The sequence below is a fragment of the Amaricoccus macauensis genome (assembly GCF_049800915.1).
GTDB classification, from domain to species: Bacteria; Pseudomonadota; Alphaproteobacteria; order Rhodobacterales; family Rhodobacteraceae; genus Amaricoccus; species Amaricoccus macauensis_A.
This window is the reverse complement of the sequence record NZ_JBNAFY010000001.1, coordinates 380,431-393,843: the sequence shown is the minus strand read 5'-3', so window position 1 is coordinate 393,843 and position 13,413 is coordinate 380,431. Positions and strand designations below refer to the sequence as shown.

At 66.6% G+C, this 13,413-nt stretch carries 13 protein-coding genes; 5 read left to right on the top strand and 8 right to left on the bottom strand.

The genetic code is table 11. The features are described 5' to 3' along the window. Positions 1–3 precede the first annotated feature (3 nt). Both ACP15W_RS01705 and ACP15W_RS01700 read right to left on the bottom strand, forming a co-directional pair. Positions 4–1,623, bottom strand: coding sequence for an NTP transferase domain-containing protein (locus ACP15W_RS01705; RefSeq protein WP_424931095.1), 1,620 nt, complete (start codon positions 1,621–1,623; stop codon positions 4–6). Between the two features lies 1 nt (position 1,624). Next, on the bottom strand, positions 1,625–2,656 hold the full coding sequence (locus ACP15W_RS01700; RefSeq protein WP_424931094.1) for an XdhC family protein: 1,032 nt from the start codon (positions 2,654–2,656) through the stop codon (positions 1,625–1,627). 170 nt (positions 2,657–2,826) lie between these two features. On the opposite strand from ACP15W_RS01700, the gene ACP15W_RS01695 reads away from it, so the two are divergent. Next, positions 2,827–5,121, top strand: coding sequence for a xanthine dehydrogenase family protein molybdopterin-binding subunit (locus ACP15W_RS01695; RefSeq protein ID WP_424931093.1), 2,295 nt, complete (start codon positions 2,827–2,829; stop codon positions 5,119–5,121). A 164-nt stretch (positions 5,122–5,285) separates the two neighbouring features. Then, the gene (locus ACP15W_RS01690) at positions 5,286–5,765 is read left to right on the top strand and encodes a GNAT family N-acetyltransferase (RefSeq protein ID WP_424931092.1); all 480 of its coding nucleotides are present in this window, start codon (positions 5,286–5,288) and stop codon (positions 5,763–5,765) included. A 13-nt stretch (positions 5,766–5,778) separates the two neighbouring features. Here ACP15W_RS01690 and ACP15W_RS01685 read toward each other — a convergent pair whose 3' ends face one another. From ACP15W_RS01685 to ndk, 6 genes are all read right to left on the bottom strand, one after another. Further along, positions 5,779–6,288, bottom strand: a complete 510-nt coding sequence (locus ACP15W_RS01685) for a hypothetical protein (protein ID WP_424931091.1) — start codon at positions 6,286–6,288, stop codon at positions 5,779–5,781. Beyond that, positions 6,276–7,679 carry a TolC family outer membrane protein gene (locus ACP15W_RS01680; protein ID WP_424931090.1) on the bottom strand — a complete coding sequence of 468 codons (1,404 nt, stop codon included), beginning with the start codon at positions 7,677–7,679 and terminating at the stop codon, positions 6,276–6,278. Before ACP15W_RS01680 ends, ACP15W_RS01685 begins: the two co-directional genes overlap by 13 nt. Before the next feature lie 76 nt (positions 7,680–7,755). Continuing rightward, positions 7,756–8,409: a protein-L-isoaspartate O-methyltransferase family protein gene (locus tag ACP15W_RS01675; RefSeq protein WP_424931089.1), complete on the bottom strand. Its 654-nt coding sequence runs from the start codon at positions 8,407–8,409 to the stop codon at positions 7,756–7,758. Between the two features lie 130 nt (positions 8,410–8,539). Then, positions 8,540–8,920: a VOC family protein gene (locus ACP15W_RS01670; protein WP_424931088.1), complete on the bottom strand. Its 381-nt coding sequence runs from the start codon at positions 8,918–8,920 to the stop codon at positions 8,540–8,542. Positions 8,921–8,957: 37 nt separating this feature from the next. Then, a complete protein-coding gene (locus tag ACP15W_RS01665) occupies positions 8,958–9,476 on the bottom strand; it encodes a redoxin domain-containing protein (protein WP_424931087.1) in 519 nt (172 codons plus the stop codon). A 194-nt stretch (positions 9,477–9,670) separates the two neighbouring features. After that, on the bottom strand, positions 9,671–10,093 hold the full coding sequence (gene ndk / locus ACP15W_RS01660; RefSeq protein WP_424931086.1) for a nucleoside-diphosphate kinase: 423 nt from the start codon (positions 10,091–10,093) through the stop codon (positions 9,671–9,673). A gap of 130 nt (positions 10,094–10,223) precedes the next feature. Here ndk and ACP15W_RS01655 point away from each other — a divergent pair, with 130 nt between their 5' ends. From ACP15W_RS01655 to ACP15W_RS01645, 3 genes are read left to right on the top strand one after another with little or no spacing between them, the layout of a single operon-like run. Continuing rightward, positions 10,224–12,098, top strand: a complete 1,875-nt coding sequence (locus ACP15W_RS01655) for an ABC-F family ATP-binding cassette domain-containing protein (RefSeq protein ID WP_424931595.1) — start codon at positions 10,224–10,226, stop codon at positions 12,096–12,098. After that, positions 12,098–12,718, top strand: coding sequence for a MarC family protein (locus tag ACP15W_RS01650; protein ID WP_424931085.1), 621 nt, complete (start codon positions 12,098–12,100; stop codon positions 12,716–12,718). The genes ACP15W_RS01655 and ACP15W_RS01650 overlap by 1 nt, the downstream gene beginning before the upstream one ends. Before the next feature lie 4 nt (positions 12,719–12,722). Then, positions 12,723–13,310 carry a retropepsin-like aspartic protease family protein gene (locus ACP15W_RS01645; protein WP_424931084.1) on the top strand — a complete coding sequence of 196 codons (588 nt, stop codon included), beginning with the start codon at positions 12,723–12,725 and terminating at the stop codon, positions 13,308–13,310. The last annotated feature ends 103 nt before the right edge of the window (positions 13,311–13,413 follow it).

The following is a 13,413-nucleotide window of genomic DNA, read 5'->3' as shown; positions in this document are numbered from 1 at the left end:
CGTCTATCTGGCGGCCTCGGTTTCCGCCCGCCAGGCCGCCCAGGCCTCGGGCGTATCAAGATCGATCACCGCCGCCTCGCCCTCGGTCGGCACATCGACGATGAACTCGGCCGAGGCACGCACGATATCCCGCGCGCCGCGGTCCCCCGTGAGCCCTGCAAGGCTCTCGAAGAAGCGTCGCCCGAACAGCACCGGATGCCCCGGCTTGCCGGCTTCCGTCACCGCGCGGCAGATCTCGCGGCCCTCCACCGGATCGAAGGCCGCAATCAGCCGATCCACATGGCCCGGTCCCACCTCCGGCATGTCGGCCAGCAGGATCACTACTGCGTCCGCCGCATCCGGAATCGCCGCCAGTCCGGCACGAAGGGACCCCGCCATGCCCTCGCGGCAGAGCGCCGTCTCGACGACCCGCACATCAAGCCCCGCGAGCGCCGCCTTGCGGGCCTCATGCCCGGCCGGAATGACCGCAATCACCTCCGATGCGGCACTCTCCAGGGCCGCGCGCACCGAGCGGGCCAGCATCGGCTGACCCCCCGCATCCTCGAGCAGCTTGTCCGCCCCCCGCATCCGTCGCCCGGCACCCGCGCCAAGGACCAGCGCTGCCACCTTCGGACGCGACACGACCGAACGCGACCGGGCCGCGCGCGGCTGCGGCCTCTGCGGGATCTCCTTCAGAAGCCCGCCGACCCCCATACCGGCAATGGCGGCATCCGTCACCTCGAGCCCCGCAACCAGCCGTTCGAGCACCCAGTCGGCACCGTTGAGCGCAGGCGAACGCGCGCACCCCGGTAGCCCCACCACGTGCCGGCCCGCATGGCGTCCGAGAAACAGCAGGTTCCCCGGATCCACCGGCATCCCGAAGCGCTCCAGCGTTCCGCCCGCTGCCGTGACCGCACTCGGGCAGGTATCCTCCGGATCGGAGGTGGCGGACGCGCCCAGGATGAGCACGAGATCACCCTGCGCCGCCCGCAGCGCAGCCGCCACCGCCCCGGTTTCATGCGCCACCGTCACCGAAGCACCGAGTTGGACGCCAAGCGCCTCCATCCGGGCCGCGACAACCTCCGCGCCCTTGCGCAACAGGCTCTCCTTCATCCCCGGCGTCCGGGTCAGGATCAGGGCCGCCGTCGTGGGCTCGAAAGGATGCAGCGCCAGCGTGCCGGGCCGCATCGCCGCAACCGCGCGATCCACCAGCGCCCCGGGCACGCCGTATGGAATGATCTTGACCGTCGCGACCATCTGGCGGGCCTGCACCCGCGACCATTCCGGCACGGTGGCCAGGGTGATCGCCGGGTCGATACGGTTGAGCGCATCCACCGCCGCGCGATCCACCGCACAGATCCCCGCCGCTCCAGCAAAGAGGTTCACCCGCCCGGTGAAGGGCGCGGATACATCCAGCCCGTCCGCCCGAAGGCAGGCCGCAATTCGCGCCGCAGCCTCGTCCTCCCCGAGATCGCCGGCCTCGAGCCGCGCAACCGCCACCTCCTCCACACCCGCAGCTACCAGTTCGGCCACCTCCGCCGCTCCGAGCACGCGCCCCTTGCGCAGCTTGCGTCTGCCGAAACTCAGGGAATGGGCGAGGATCGCACCTTCGGCGCTCCGCGCGGCAACCGGCCCGAACTTCATCTCAAGCGAAGGCCTTCTGTCGAACCTGAGGACGGGTTTCGGGCCTGCGAAGCCGCTCGGTGATCTCCGCCAGGATGGAAATGGCAATCTCCGCAGGCGATTTGGCCCCGATATCCGCACCGATGGGTGCATGGATCCGCGCAATGGCATCCTCGCCGTAGCCGTCCTCCTGCAACCGCACCACGCGCTTGGCATGGGTCCGGGTCGAGCCGAGACAGCCGAGATAGAACACCTCCGACCGAAGGGCGGCCCGGATGGCCGGGTCGTCGAGCTTCGGATCATGGGTGAGCGTCACCACCGCGGTGCGCGCATCGAGCCCGAAGGCATCGAGCCCCGCATCGGGCCAGTCGGTGAAGAGCGTCGTGCCCGGAAACCGCGCGTCGCTGGCGAAAGCCTCGCGCGGATCGATGACAGCCACATCGTATCCCGCGATCCGCGCCATGGGCACCAGCGCCTGGGCGATATGGACCGCCCCCACGATGGCGAGACGCAAGGGGGGATTGTGAACCCCGAGAAACCAGTCGCCCGAAAAGCCCGAGCGATCGGAGACAAGCGCCGCTTCCACCGCGTCATGCAGATCGCCGAGCGATCCGGCACTGACAAGGTAACGCTCCCAACTCACGGTATTGACGGCATAAACCACCTGCCGCCGGCTCGCGCGCGCCGCGACCAGATCCGCCAGCAGGGCTTCGCTCGGCCCCTGCCCCACCGCCACCGGCTCGACCATCACCCGGATCGTTCCGCCGCAGGCGAGACCCACCGCGAAGGCTTCCTCGTCGGACACGCCGAATTCCAGGATGCGGGGCCGGCCATCCTCGATGGCCTCCAGCGCCTCGGCCACCACGGCCCCTTCGACGCAGCCACCCGAAACCGAGCCCGCGATCTCGGCGTCCGCGCTGATGGCAAGCTGGGATCCCGCCGGGCGCGGCGCGGAACCCCAGGTCTCGACAACCGTGGCCAACGCGGCCTTCTTGCCCTTGCGCACCCAATTGAGGGCCGCTTCGGGTATCTGATCAAATTCCGTCTCGCTCATGGGTTCTTCCAGTCCTCCGCAAGGCCAGAGACCATACACCCAATTCACGCCCCGAACCAAGCCACCCGACGATGCCTCCGGATCAGGGGGGCACGCGCGCGCCAATGCAGTGGACGCCGCCGCCTGAGGCGCTACTTTCGCCCTGTGGAATCGTCGGGGAATCATCGGTCATGAGCAAGTTTGGAACGAGCCAGAGTGTGCGGCGCCGCGAAGATGATCGCTTCCTCCGCGGAGCCGGGCGCTACATCGAGGATGTCATGCCGACAGGCAGCCTCCACGCCGCCTTCTTCCGCAGCCCCGTCGCGCATGGCGAGATCACCGAGCTTGACGTGGCCGACGCCCGCAAGGCACCGGGCGTGCGCGCCGTCTTCACCGCCGCCGACCTTGCCGGCAAGATGAAGAACTCCATGGCCTTCAGCACGGTCAAGAACCGCGACGGCTCCAAGGGCGCCGCCCCCGCGCGCCCGGTTCTTGCCGACGGTCGCGTCCGCTTCGCGGGCGAGGCCATTGCCATCGTCGTGGCGGAGAGCCGCGCAGAGGCCATGGATGCCCTCGACCTCATCGTCTGCGATTTCGACGATCTGCCCGTGCACACCGCCACCGCGACGGGCGGCGAAACCATCCACCCGGAAGCGCCCGGCAATCTCGCCTACGACTGGGCCCATGGCGACGAGGCCGAAGTCACCGAGGCCTTCGCCGCCGCGGCCCACACCACTCGCCTCGAACTGCTCGACAATCGGATCATCTGCGCCTCCATGGAGCCGCGCGGCTGCGTCGCGGAATGGGACGGCACGCGCCTATCCATGGCCTATGGCGGCCAGGGAGTCTGGGGTCTGCGCGACGAGCTTGCCGAGAACCTCGGCCTTGCGCCGGAGGCCGTCCGCGTCACCACACCGGATGTCGGCGGCGGTTTCGGCATGAAGGGCTTCAGTTACCCCGAATATTTCGCCTGTGCCTTCGCCGCGCGCGAACTGGGCGAAACCGTCGCCTGGGCCGCGACACGGGCCGAGTCCATGCTCACCGACAACGGCGGCCGCGACCACGTCACCACCGCCGAAGCCGCCTTCGACGCAGAGTATCGCCTGCAGGCGCTGCGCATCGAATGCGTGTCCAACCTCGGCGCCTACAACTCGGAATTCGCCCAGCACATCGCCTCCAACCTCGCCCTGAAGGTCATGCCGGGCGTCTATGACGTCCAAAAAGCATTCTTCAACGTCAAGGGCATCTTCACCAACACCGTTCCCATCGATGCCTATCGCGGTGCGGGCCGTCCGGAGGCGATCTACGTCATCGAGCGGCTCATGGACCATGCCGCGCGCCAGTTCGGCCAGGACCCGATCGAGATGCGCCGCAAGAGCTTCATCCCGAAGGAGAAGTTCCCCTACCGCACTGCTGCCGGCGAGCTCTATGACGTGGGGGATTTCTCCCGTGTGCTCGACCGTGCCATCGCGGAGGCCGACGTGGCGGGCTTCGCCGCTCGCAAGGCCGAAAGCGCAGGCGCGGGCAAGCTGCGCGGCCTGGGCCTTGCCTACTACATCGAGTCCATCCTGGGCGATCAGAACGAGACCACGACCATCGCCTTCGCCGAGGACGGCATGGTCGAACTGCTCGTCGGCACCCAGTCGAACGGCCAGGGCCACGAAACCGTCTTCGCGCAGTTCCTCAACGAACACGCCGGGATTCCGCTGGAGAAGGTCCGCTTCGTCCAGGGAGACAGCGACCGCATCAAGAGCGGCGGCGGCACGGGCGGCTCGCGCTCGGTCACCATGCAGGGCAACTCGATCATCAAGACGGCGCGCGAGGTCATCGAAGCCTTCCGACCGCTGGCGGAAGAAGAGCTCGAAGCCGCCTCCGAGGACATCGTCTTCGAGGACGGCGCCTTCCGCATCGCGGGCACCGACCGCACCGCCGATCTGATCGCGCTGGCCGAAACCGCGCGCTCGAAGGGCCTGACCGACCTGCTCAGCACCACCCGCGAATTCACGGTGCCCGCACGCTCCTACCCCAATGGCGCCCATTTCGCCGAGGTGGAAATCGACCCCGCCACCGGCAGGCTCGAGGTGGTGAAATACACCGTCGTCGATGATTTCGGCTACCTGGTGAACCCGATGCTCGCCGAGGGCCAGGTGCATGGCGGCGTTGCCCAGGGCATCGGCCAGGCCGTGTCCGAACAGGTGGTCTACTCGGAGGACGGCCAGCTCCTCTCGGGATCCTTCATGGACTACGCGCTTCCCCGCGCCAACGACGTGCCGATGATGGCCTTCCACACCGAACTCGTGCCCTCCACCGCCAATGACATCGGCATGAAGGGCTGCGGCGAGGCCGGAACCGTGGGCGCGCTCGCGGCAGTGACGAATGCCGCGCTCGATGCGGTCTGGGAGCGCGGTGTGCACCACGTGGACATGCCGCTCACGCCCCTCAGGCTCTGGTCATGGCTCGATGGCGCGAGACAGGCCGCGGAATGATCTCCTGTCCCTTGCCGTGACGCCACACCGGCCCGCAAAACATCGAATTGCGGAGGCATTTGTTAACAAAACACATTCAAAATGATGCCACTTTTCCGCGCCTCTGGCCGGAAATCATGGATGGGGAAAGCCTGTATGGCGCCACGGGGGGATGAGAGATGATCATGACGGACGAGACGAGCATAGCCCAGGTTGACACAAGAGACCCCTCCGTCCGGGCGCTCATTCAGCGCCACGTCACCTTCTCCATCGCCAGCACCACCCCCGAGAACGTCTTCGCGCTAAGTGCGGAAGATCTCGCCGCACCCGGCATCGTGCTCTTCGGCCTCAAGGTCAACGGCGCGCTTGCCGGCATTGCCGCGCTCCGGCCGTTGGGGGACGGCGATTGCGAACTGAAATCCATGCATGTGGCGCGGGAATTTCGCGGCCGCGGCCTGGGCAAGGCCCTGCTAGACCACATGATCGACGAGGCACGGTCGCGCATCTTCCAGCGCATCCTGCTCGAAACCGGCTCGGGCAGCAGCTACGAAGCCGCGCGCAAGATCTACGTCGAGGCCGGGTTCGAACCCCGTGGCCCCTTCGCGCAATATCCGAACGCCGAGGAAAGCATCTTCTACGAGCTCGACCTCGTGCCCGTGGACTGAAGACTGAGGACGCTCAAGCGTCTTCCCGCTCGCGCTCTTCGGCCAGCATCACGCTCATCTCGCGGCGAATCAGTTTGCGCAGATTGCGGCTGATCCGATCACCAAGCTCACCCTGCAATTCCTCGCGGATGATCGCGTTGATGACAGCCCGCAGCGCCTCCTCGTCGAGGATCGGCGCGCCCTGCGCGGGTGCGTTGTCCTTCATCCCTTCCGTGAGGATCTCCCCGGAATGGGCCTCATGGCCGCCGCCATCGACCCGCATCTCCGGCGTCAGGATCAGAACCCCCTCGGCCCCGGCGGTCTGGCTCTCGCGTTTTTCCACGCGGGCCGCCGTTTCCGCGGTCACGAGCTGGCGGATCGAGGCCAGAACATCCGCGAGATCCTGCTTCGGCGGCTGCTCTTCGGGCCCGCCGTCTTCCGTATCGAGATCGTCCTCGTCCAGGATCGTCGCCTCGTCGCGCTCCGGGTCTGCCCCGGAGGCGGAGGTCGCCTTCCCGCCGAAATCCTGTTCTATCGTTCCCATCGTGCCCTTATCCGATCGACTGCGGAGGTATCATAGCCGCCAACTGGCGCATTCTGAACCCTCGCAAAATAGTCGTCCGGATTATAGGTCTCGATTCCCAGTTCGAGATGCTCCACCGTCAGGAGCCCCATGGCCTGCAAGAGCGCATAAGCCGCCACGTATTCGTCCCGCACCGCCGAAACGATCTCGGCTTCGGCTTGCAGGCGGTCCTGGTCCGCATCGAGAACGTCGAGCGTCGAACGCGCACCGAGCCGGGCCTCTTCCGACACACCCTCGGCGGCGAGACGGCTGGCTTCGGCCTGTTCGCGGCGGGCAACGATCGCCACCTTCGAGACCTCGAGCTGCGCCCAGGCCGAGGACACGTCCTGCGTCACCGTCCGGGCAGCATCCTGAACCTCGAACCGGCGCTGGTCGATCAGCGCCTGCGCCTGGCGGATGAGGCTGTCATTCGACCCGCCGGTATAGAGCGGCATCGAGCCCTGGAGCGTCACTTCGGCAAAGGGCTCGCCGGCCCAGGCACCCGATGTGGTGTTGTTGGTCCGCGAAAGCCCCGTGGAGCCGCCGAGGCTGATCGTCGGCCCCTTCGCGGCCACCGCCCGATCGAAGTTGTAGACCGCGACGCGCTCGGAATACTGCGCCGAAACGATCTGCGGATTGCGCTGAATTCCGATCTGGATCGCCTCTTCCACCGAAGCGGGAACCGCCGGGAGCGGCGGAAGCGTTTCGAGGTTGTCCGGCGGATGCCCGATGGCGGCGCGATAGGCCTCGCGCGAAACCTCCAGTGCGCCGAGGGCGGAAGCGAGATTGGCCCGGCTCTCGGCAAGGGCGGCCTCACTCTGGCTCACGTCGGTGCGGGTCACTTCCCCCACCTCGAAGCGGTTGCGGGTCGCGCGCAGCGTCTCCTCGAGCCGTTCCACGTCGTTGCGCGAGATGCGGACGAATTCCTCGTCCCGTCGCACATCCACATAGGCCTGAACAGCGGCGTAGAGCACCGTCTGCTCGATGTTCTGCAAGTCGGCACGGCCTTCCGCGACACTGTTGCGCGCCGATTCGATCGCGGCCTTGGTCTGACCGTGATCGTAGAGCAGCAGCGAGGCATCAAGCGTGGCCTCGAGCGCGTCCGTCCGGTCGTCGTATTCGCCGTAATCCACGTCCGCCGACGCGCCGATGTTGGCGCTTGTCTGGGGCCGGCGCTGTGCGCGGGCCTGCGGCACGTTCTCGTCCACACCCCGCAGGGCAGCCCGGCTCGACGAAAGCAGCGGACTGGTCTGGTAGGCCGAGATCAGGGCATCCGCGAGGGACTCGGCCCGCGCGGGTGTCAACGGTGCGGCCAGCGTCGTCATGACGAAAGCCGACGATATGAAGAATGATTTCAACCGTCGCTTCTGCATGACGATCCTCCGGAAACTGCTCGATTCAAAAAGGCCCGCTCTCCGGACACCTTGCTTCACTATCGACACCGGGTCTCTAGAATTCAAACGCTTTCGTTTCACTGAACCCCGGCAGGACCGGCGCTGTGGCATCGAAGATACGACGCCAGGCGATCCCGGCATTGGTCGCAATTCCGAGCCTTGCCTGCCCGTTCGCGCCATCCATGAAGATCGCGACGATTCGTCCGCCCGGTTTCAGCTGCGCCGCAAGTGCCTCGGGAAGCATTTCGATCCCGCCTTCGATGACGATCGCATCAAAAGGCCCGTGATTGGCCTTGCCCTCCGCAAGCGGCCCGGTCTCGGCAACCGCGTTGTCCACGTCCTGCGCGTTCAGATTGGCCTCGGCCTGGCGGGCGAGATCCGGGTCTTCCTCGAGCGCGATCACCGCTTCGGACATGCGCGCCAGCACCGCGGAGGAATACCCCAGCCCGCAGCCCACATCGAGAACCAGGTCCTTGGGGCCGACATTGATCGCATCGAGCATCTTGGCAAAGACGCGCGGATCGAGAATGACGCGCCCGTTGCCAAGCGCAATGTCGTCACCAAGATAGGCGACCGGCTTCATCCCCTGCGGCACGTATTCCTCGCGCGGAACCCTCAGCAGCGCCTCGATGATCGGATACCGCGTTACATCCGCGGTCCTCACCTGGCAATCCACCATCGCTTCCCGCGCAGCCGCAAAATCGGTCATCGTGCACAACCTTCATGCCATGTCGAACTTTCCATCAGATGGCACAATTCCTCTGGCGTGACAACTGGAGGGGTTGCGGCATCAACGGCTTGAGCGGCTTCGGTTGCACCTGCGCAGTCCCTGCAACCGTCTAACCCGTATGGCAAACCGCCTCGATATTGTGCCCGTCCGGATCGAGCACGAAGGCCGCGTAGTAACCGGAGTGATACCGGGGCCGCAATCCGGGCGCCCCGTTGTCGCTTCCACCCGCCGCAAGGGCCGCGACATGAAAGACGTCCACCGCCTCGCGGCTCAACGCCGCGAAAGCCACATGCATCATCCCCGACGTGGCATTTTCCTCCGCCAGCCAGAATTGCGGGCGCTCGGCCCCATAGCCACAAACCCGGACCCCGCCGCCTTCCCCTTCATGAAGATCGCACAGGCGACGGAAACCGAGAGGCGTAAGGGCCATGTCATAGAAGGCCACAGACCGGGAAAGATCACCCACCCCGAACGTGATGTGGTCGATCATCCCCGGTTATCCCCCTCAGACCGTCATATCGGCCCGCTCAGGCCGTTCCGCGCGGCGGGCGCGCCTTGGCGATGTTGAACTTCGCCCCGTCCAGAAGCTCCTTCAGGTCGGGCCGCGCCGCCGGACCGTTCGAGATGCACAGAAGCTGGATGATACCCTCGGGCCGCACGCAGAACACACCCGGCTCGGCAAAGCGCCGGTCAGTCTCGTCCGGGCTCAGCGGATCGGAGACGTAAAGCCCCAGCGTCCGGATCTGGTCCTCGGTCATCCCGTAGGCGAGATCGAAGCTCCAGCCGAACTCGTCGAGATCCGCCTGCGCCTTCTCCTCCGGGTCCGCGGAGACAACCACGATGTCGTAGCCCGCCTCTTCCCAATCCGCTTTCAACGCCTCCAGCGCATTGAGATACTTCTTGCAGCGCGGGCAATGCTTGCCGCGATAGACTACGAGAAGCGTGTGCCGCTCGCGCATGCCGCCCACGGCGATCTCCCCGCCTCCGAGCTTCGGGAAGGACATCTCGGGCAGCAGGCCACCGGCTTCGGGCTTGGAATGGGTCATCTCGGTCTCGCTCCTCGGATTTCGTCGCAGGGACATTGAGTGGTCGCGCCATGTCTGGCCGCTTCAACAGTTGCTGGCAACGCCCCGAAAGCACACGTTTTCGTAAGCCGCCACCCCGAAACGCGAACGGGGCACCGGAAGCGCCTGCCTCCGATGCCCCGCGCATCACGTCACGAGCCGTTTCCGGCGCGGCCTCAGCCGACCAGTTCGAGACCCGAGAAGAAGTAGGCGATCTCGACAGCCGCCGTTTCCGGTGCGTCGGAGCCGTGGATCGAGTTCTCGCCGATGGAAAGCGCGAATTCCTTGCGGATGGTGCCGTCCTCGGCCTCGGCCGGGTTGGTCGCGCCCATCACTTCGCGGTTCTTCGCGATGGCGTCTTCGCCCTCGAGAACCTGGGCCACGATCGGCTCGGAGCTCATGAACTCGGTCAGTTCTTCGAAGAAGGGGCGTTCCCGGTGCACCGCATAGAATTCCTGCGCCTGTGCGAGCGACAGATGAATCCGCTTCTGCGCGATGATCCGCAGGCCAGCCGCTTCCAGCTTGGCATTGATCGCGCCGGTCAGGTTCCGCCGGGTCGCATCCGGCTTGATGATCGAAAAAGTTCTCTGAATCGCCATTGTCTCGTCAAGCGTCCCTTGCTGTTTGGGCGCGCAGGTATCACGCAGCCGCCGGACGGGGAAGCCTTAATGTCGCTTCGAAGCCGCAGCTGTTGTTGACATGCCCCAAACCCCGCGTCACATCGCACCCATGCTGGCATTCAAGGACATCGCCTTCACGCTGGAGGGCAAGCAACTCTTCGATCACACCTCGGCGCTGATCCCCGCCGGGCACAAGGTCGGATTCGTCGGGCGCAACGGCGCGGGCAAGACGACCCTCTTCCGGCTGATCCGGGGCGAACTGGCGCTGGACGCCGGCGAGATCGAGGTGCCGCGCCAGGCGCGCATCGGCGGCGTGGCCCAGGAGGCCCCCGCGAGCCAGGACAGCCTGCTCGACACGGTGCTCGCCGCCGACCTCGAACGCGCCTCGCTGCTCGCGCGCGCCGAAACCGCCACCGACGCCCATGAGATCGCCGAGATCCAGACCCGGCTGGTGGATATCGACGCCCATTCGGCCGAGGCGCGCGCCGCCGCCATCCTCAACGGGCTCGGCTTCGATGCCGCAGCCCAGGCCCGCCCCTGCGCCGATTTCTCCGGCGGCTGGCGGATGCGCGTGGCGCTCGCCGCGGTGCTCTTCTCCGAACCCGACGTGCTGCTCCTCGACGAGCCCACCAACTATCTCGACCTCGAAGGCACGATCTGGCTCGAGAACTTCCTCGCCCGCTACCCCCACACGGTGCTAGTCATCAGCCACGACCGCAACCTGCTCAACCGCTCGGTCGGCGCGATCCTCCACCTGCACGACCGCAAGCTCACCCTCTACCAGGGCAATTACGACACCTTCGACGAAACCCGCCGCGCCCGGCTCGAACAGCAGATCGCCGCCAAGAAGAAGCAGGACGCGGCCCGCGCGCACATGCAGTCCTTCGTCGACCGCTTCCGCGCCAAGGCCTCGAAGGCCCGCCAGGCCCAGAGCCGCCTCAAGGCACTGGAGAAGATGAAACCCGTCGCCGCCGTGGTCGAGAGCCAGGTCGCGGCCTTCAACTTCCCCACCCCCGAGGAACTCTCCCCGCCGATCATCCGGCTCGAAGGCACCTCCATCGGCTATGACGGCCGCCCGGTCCTGCGCAACCTCGACCTGCGCATCGACCAGGACGACCGCATCGCGCTCCTGGGCGCCAACGGCCAGGGCAAGTCGACACTCTCCAAGCTGCTCGCGGACCGGCTCGAGCCGATGTCGGGCCGGATGGTGAAATCCTCCAAGCTCCGGGTCGGCTATTTCGCCCAGCACCAGGTGGACGAGCTGAACCTCGACGAAACCCCGCTCCAGCACCTCCAGAGCCTCCGCCCCGAGGAAGCGCCCGCCAAGCTGCGCGCCCGCCTCGCCGCAGGTGGCCTCGGCCCCGATACCGCAACCACCGAGGTGGGCCGGCTCTCTGGCGGCCAGAAGGCGCGGCTCTCGCTCCTCCTCGCGACGCTTGATGCGCCGCACATGATCATCCTAGACGAGCCGACCAACCACCTCGACATCGAAAGCCGCGAGGCACTCGTGGAGGCGCTCACCGCCTATGGCGGTGCGGTCATCCTCGTGAGCCACGACGCCCACCTTGTCGAACTGGTGGCCGACCGGCTCTGGCTCGTGAAGGACGGCGCGGTCAGACCCTTCGAGGAGGACATGGAGGCCTACCGCCGCCTGCTCCTCGGCGAACGCGGCGGGTCCTCCGAGAAGAAGAAGGCCGAGAAGAACGGCGAGGCCAAACCGCGCGCCAAGCCGGCGCCGCGCAACGAGATCGCGCCGCTCAGGGCCGAGGTCGCTAAATGCGAAGCGCGGGTCTCGAAGCTCGAGGAAATGCGCGAGACCATCGACGCACGCCTCGCCAATCCGTTGACCTATGATCGCGGCGACACCGACAAGCTCGCCCAGCTCCAGAAGAAGCGCGCCGAGGTCGAGGACGGTCTTGCCCGCGCCGAAGCCCTCTGGATGGCCGCGCTGGAGAAACTTGAACGCGCCGGTGGAACTCCCTGATGTCGCTCGATCTTCTCATCACCAGCTTCGTGACGCTCTTCGTCATCATCGACCCTATCGGCACGACCCCGATCTACGTGGCGCTCACCAGCGGCATGTCGACGCGCGAACGCCGGGTGGTGGCGCTTCGTGCCATCGTCATCGCCGCCGGGCTCATGACGATCTTCGGGCTCACCGGCGAGGCGCTTCTCGGCGTGATTGGCATCGGAATGCCCGCCTTCCGCATCTCGGGCGGGCTGCTGCTCTTCCTGATCGCCGTGGACATGCTCTTCGAGAAACGCACCGAGCGCCGCGAGAAACGCTCGATCGACGCGCCCCCCGACCCCTCCGTCTTCCCGCTCGCCATGCCGCTTCTGGCGGGGCCCGGATCGCTTGCCACGATGGTCCTGCTCATCAGCCAGAACTCCGGGGATTACGCCGCCATCGCCGCGATCCACGGCGTCATGCTGTTCGTGCTCGCCATCGTCTACATGCTCTTCCGTCTCGCAGGCCCCATCGAGCGGCTCCTGGGCCATACCGGCATTGTCGTCGTCAGCCGGCTTCTCGGCATCCTCCTCGCCGCCCTCTCGGTCCAGTTCGTCCTCGACGGGCTGCGGGATGTGGGCCTCATGAGCAACTGAGCCGATGCCGAACGACCCCGACAGCTTCGCCCGCCTGATCTACCTCGTGGTCCTGCTCGCGGGCGTCGGCGGGTTCTTCCTCTTCGGCGGCGGCCAGCGCCTGGGCAAGACGGTCCGCGACCTCGGCATCTGGGTGCTGATCTTCGCCATGGTCATCATCGCCTACGGCTTCCGCGACGTGCTGACGGGCGAGCTTTTCCCCAACCGCGCCATTCAGACCTCGGACGAGGCCATCGAGATCCGCCGGAGCCGCGACGGCCACTTCCACGCCCGCCTCGAACTCGAGGGCACGCCGGTCTCCTTCATCGTGGACACCGGCGCTTCCCAGATTGTACTCTCGCTCGAAGACGCGGAGCGGATCGGGATCGACCCCGACCGCCTCTCCTTCACCGGCCGCGCCAGCACCGCCAACGGCACCGTGCGCATCGCGCCGATCTACCTCGACAGCGTCCGCTTCGGCCCCTTCGAGGAGCGCAACGTCCAGGCCTCGGTCAATGAGGGCGAGCTTCACACCTCGCTTCTGGGCATGAGCTACCTCGAACACTTCGCCCGGATCGAGATCTCCGGCGACGTCATGCGCCTCGTGCGCTGACGCATGGAGGAACGTCGCGATTTCGTTGCGCCGCGCACCAAAGCGCCGCACGCCCATCGCACCGGAAAAAGGGGGCTTTTCTCCAGCGCGCGCGCAACACCTG

What these genes read in the sequence shown, in the direction of transcription:
- ACP15W_RS01680 (WP_424931090.1), bottom strand. Translation starts at nt 7,679, where the DNA reads ATGCAGAAGCGACGGTTGAAATCATTCTTCATATCGTCGGCTTTCGTC.
- ACP15W_RS01695 (WP_424931093.1), top strand. Translation starts at nt 2,827, where the DNA reads ATGAGCAAGTTTGGAACGAGCCAGAGTGTGCGGCGCCGCGAAGATGAT.
- ACP15W_RS01650 (WP_424931085.1), top strand. Translation starts at nt 12,098, where the DNA reads ATGTCGCTCGATCTTCTCATCACCAGCTTCGTGACGCTCTTCGTCATC.
- ACP15W_RS01705 (WP_424931095.1), bottom strand. Translation starts at nt 1,623, where the DNA reads ATGAAGTTCGGGCCGGTTGCCGCGCGGAGCGCCGAAGGTGCGATCCTC.
- ACP15W_RS01700 (WP_424931094.1), bottom strand. Translation starts at nt 2,656, where the DNA reads ATGAGCGAGACGGAATTTGATCAGATACCCGAAGCGGCCCTCAATTGG.
- ACP15W_RS01675 (WP_424931089.1), bottom strand. Translation starts at nt 8,409, where the DNA reads ATGACCGATTTTGCGGCTGCGCGGGAAGCGATGGTGGATTGCCAGGTG.
- ACP15W_RS01670 (WP_424931088.1), bottom strand. Translation starts at nt 8,920, where the DNA reads ATGATCGACCACATCACGTTCGGGGTGGGTGATCTTTCCCGGTCTGTG.
- ACP15W_RS01685 (WP_424931091.1), bottom strand. Translation starts at nt 6,288, where the DNA reads ATGGGAACGATAGAACAGGATTTCGGCGGGAAGGCGACCTCCGCCTCC.
- ACP15W_RS01655 (WP_424931595.1), top strand. Translation starts at nt 10,224, where the DNA reads ATGCTGGCATTCAAGGACATCGCCTTCACGCTGGAGGGCAAGCAACTC.
- ACP15W_RS01690 (WP_424931092.1), top strand. Translation starts at nt 5,286, where the DNA reads ATGACGGACGAGACGAGCATAGCCCAGGTTGACACAAGAGACCCCTCC.
- ndk (WP_424931086.1), bottom strand. Translation starts at nt 10,093, where the DNA reads ATGGCGATTCAGAGAACTTTTTCGATCATCAAGCCGGATGCGACCCGG.
- ACP15W_RS01645 (WP_424931084.1), top strand. Translation starts at nt 12,723, where the DNA reads ATGCCGAACGACCCCGACAGCTTCGCCCGCCTGATCTACCTCGTGGTC.
- ACP15W_RS01665 (WP_424931087.1), bottom strand. Translation starts at nt 9,476, where the DNA reads ATGACCCATTCCAAGCCCGAAGCCGGTGGCCTGCTGCCCGAGATGTCC.